Raw genomic sequence first — 3,473 nt, 5'->3', positions numbered from 1 at the left:
AAAGCTTTTGTCATAGTCAGTAAAGCTCCTTTTGAAGCTGTGTAAGGGGTGTAATCCGGATATGGTAAAATTGCACTGTAATCTATTATGTTTATAATTCTCCCTTGTTTTTTTTCATACATCTGTTTTCCAAGGATTTTTGAAAGATAAAAAGGTGCTTTTACATGAATTGTATAAAATTTATCTAAATCACTGAAAGTTACTGTATCAAAAGGTGTTTTGTAATACAAAGAGGCGTTGTTTATGAGTATATCCACTCCTATCGCGTTGGACTGTTCTGCCAGGTAAACTATTTCTTCTTCTTTTAGAAGGTCAGCTTTTATTTTGTAAGCTTCTACACCATAACTTTTGACTAACGATTCTACTTCTGATGCTTCACTTTCAGAAGTGTTGTAGTGGATTATCACATTACATCCTTCTTTGGCAAGACCTAATGTGATAGCTCTTCCTATTCTCTTCGATGCACCCGTTATAAGTGCGGTCTTTCCTTTTATTTCCATTTTTACTTCCTTATCAACTCTTTAACATATTCTATATCTTTAACAGGTAAGTTGCAAGTAAAGTTTTTACAAAGGTATATATAAAAATCTTCTGGAACATCCATTTCTTTTGTGTAAGGGGCTAAGCTTTCTAATAGTTGTCTGTTTTCCGGATTTTTAACTAAAACGACTTTGTTAGGTAAAAAGTCTTTGTTCAAGTGTTTTAAAACTTCTTGCCATTTACTTCCGGATATTACAACTTCTGCTGTAGGGAAAAAATGCATCATGAGAGCGATTAAAAACATTGTGTGATATGAAGGTAGTCTTTTTATCTCCTCTCCAAATGCTTTTAGTGTTTCATAGGATTTTTTATAAAATTCTTCATCTCCTGTCATCAAATAAAGTTTATAGAGGTTATAAGCAGATACAGAGTTTCCGGAAGGTATAGCTCCATCAAAAGACTCTTTTGGCTTTACTATTAAGTCATCCATTTTACTTAGATAAAATCCTCCGTTTTCTTCATCATAGAAAAGCTCTATAGATTTTTTTGAAAGGTTGATAGCATGTTGTAAGTAATCGACTTTTCCAGTAGCTTCGTATAGTTCTATCAATCCCCAAACAAAAAATGCATAATCATCTAACATACCTTTTATTTTTACTTGGCCATCTTTATAAAGATGGTAGAGTTTTCCGTTTATTATCATGTTCTTAATTATGAAGTTAGTTGCTTTTTCTGCATACTTTGTATATTCTTCGTTACCAAAAGATTTGGCAGCTTTTGATAATCCAGCTATCATGAGTCCATTCCAGTCTGTAAGCATCTTATCGTCTTTTAGTGGATGGATTCTTTTTTCTCTGTATTCAAACAACCTTTGTCTAATAGACTCTAACTTTTCCATAGGAATATCTGGAAGTTTTTTAAGATGTAGTACATTTCTTCCTGTTAGATGTCCTGTAGCTTCTTCTAAAAAGTTGCCTTCTTCTTTAATATTGAACAACTCTATGGCAACATCTGCATCTTCTTTTAAAACTTCTTTTATTTCTTGTATTGTCCAAGTGTAAAATTTACCTTCTTCTCCTTCACTGTCTGCATCTTCTGCACTGTAAAACATCCCTTCTGGACTTGTCATATCTCTTAAGACATACTGGATTATCTCCTGTGCTGTTTGTTTGTAAATATCTTTTTGAGTTAGTTGATAACTTTCTGTGTAAGCCATTAAAAGCATGGCTTGGTCGTATAGCATTTTTTCAAAATGTGGCAAAAGCCACTGTCTATCAGTTGAGTATCTGTGAAAACCAAATCCTACATGGTCGTATATTCCTCCCAACCTCATATTTAAAAGAGTTTTTTCTACCATATCCAAAGCATCTTTTTCTTTTGTATGGTAATAGTATCTCAGTAAAAACATCAAATTATGAGGAGTTGGAAATTTAGGTTTGTTTGAAAATCCTCCGTACGTGTTGTCAAACCTTCCTTTTAAATCGTAGTATCCTCCATGGATGTAGTCTATTTTTAAGTCTGAGAATGTTGTTTTATTTTCTTCTTTTAGATACTCTATAACTTTTTCAGACCTTGATATTAAATCTTCTTTGTCTTCTTTCCATTTTTTTGCTACAGTGAGAAGTAAATCTATTAAACCTATTCTTCCGGGCCTACTGTGTTTTGGAAAGTAAGTTCCTGCGAAAAAGGGTTTTTTATCAGGAGTCATAATGATAGTTAAAGGCCATCCTCCATTTCCATTAAACAACATACATACATTCATGTAAACAGCATCTACATCTGGACGCTCTTCCCTGTCTACCTTTATAGAAACAAAGTACTGATTTAGAATTTCAGCGACTTCTTCATCTTCAAATGACTCTTTTTCCATAACATGACACCAATGACAAGAAGAATAACCAATAGATAGAAAAATTGGTTTATCTTCTTTTTTTGCTTTTTCAAAAGCTTCTTCACACCAAGGGTACCAATCAACCGGATTGTAAGCGTGTTGAAGAAGATATGGACTTTTTTCGTTTATTAACCTGTTTGGTTTTTTATTCATTAGATTACCTCAAAGTTTTTAAAGAGATTTTATAGATTTTTAAAAAGATAATCAATTGATTTAATCATAAAAAAAGCCTGCCAAAAGGCAGGCTAAAAGTGAGGAGGTAAGCTACTTAACAATCAGTGGATGTTTTTCCAGATTTTTTTCTTCCAAGCAAAAGTAAGTCCAGCCATTACTAATAAATAACCTAATACATAAATTCCTAGTTTGTTTCTTTGTTCTCTATGAGGGTCTGCTATCTGGTCTAAGTATTTGACAACTTTTTCTGTGGCTTCTTGGGTTAAACCTAATCTTGGCATAGATGTTCCTGGAAGACCATTTTGTGGGTTGTTTATAAATGTTTCTAAGTACTCAAGTTCTTTCGCTTTCCCCATTACAGAAAGGTCCGGAGGAACTTTACCTAAGTAAGCTTTTAGATTATCGGCAGGAGTTTCTGCTTGGATTTTTTGATACTTGATGCCGTGGCATCTTCCACATGCTTCAACTGTTATCTCTTTCCCATCTAAATCCTTTTTAGCAACGGAAGAAAGGTAAGCGATTATATGACCAACATCTTCATCTGATAGTTGAGCCATTGGTGGCATTGCGAATTTTGGATTTTTGGTCGCTTCTTGTGGATTTTTTATAAATGCAGCTAAAAATCTGTGGTCAACTATGGATGCTATGTTTGACAAATCCGGAGGTAAAACGTTGAAAGATGTAATAGCTGTGTTTTTATCCATTCCCGGATTTATACCATCATTTTTTAGTCCATGGCAAGATGCACAGTTTGCCATAAAAAGCTCTTTTCCTTTTGCAGGGTCTCCTGTTGTTGCTGCTGTTGTCTGTATGTCGGAGTATTTAAAATCTGGATGTTTTATCTCTCCATGCATTACAGAATGAGCGTAAGGTTCAATACCCCAGTATCCTATCAAAACGATGACTATTAAAATCAGTAGTATTTTTA

General features: G+C 33.8%; 3 protein-coding genes. All 3 read right to left on the bottom strand.

Translation table 11 applies throughout. The features are described from left to right. Positions 1-500: SDR family NAD(P)-dependent oxidoreductase (locus NE054_RS07365; protein ID WP_297890241.1), on the bottom strand; the 500-nt coding region annotated here is incomplete at its 3' end. A 2-nt stretch (positions 501-502) separates the two neighbouring features. Beyond that, positions 503-2,524 carry a thioredoxin domain-containing protein gene (locus NE054_RS07360; RefSeq protein ID WP_297890239.1) on the bottom strand — a complete coding sequence of 674 codons (2,022 nt, stop codon included), beginning with the start codon at positions 2,522-2,524 and terminating at the stop codon, positions 503-505. Positions 2,525-2,646: 122 nt separating this feature from the next. After that, the coding region (locus tag NE054_RS07355) for a c-type cytochrome (RefSeq protein WP_297890237.1) at positions 2,647-3,473 on the bottom strand (827 nt) is incomplete at its 5' end.

It is taken from the genome of Sulfurihydrogenibium sp. (assembly GCF_027448985.1).
GTDB lineage: Bacteria > Aquificota > Aquificia > Aquificales > Hydrogenothermaceae > Sulfurihydrogenibium.
The sequence above is the reverse complement of the archived record's forward strand: the minus strand, read 5'-3'. Positions and strand labels throughout refer to the sequence as shown.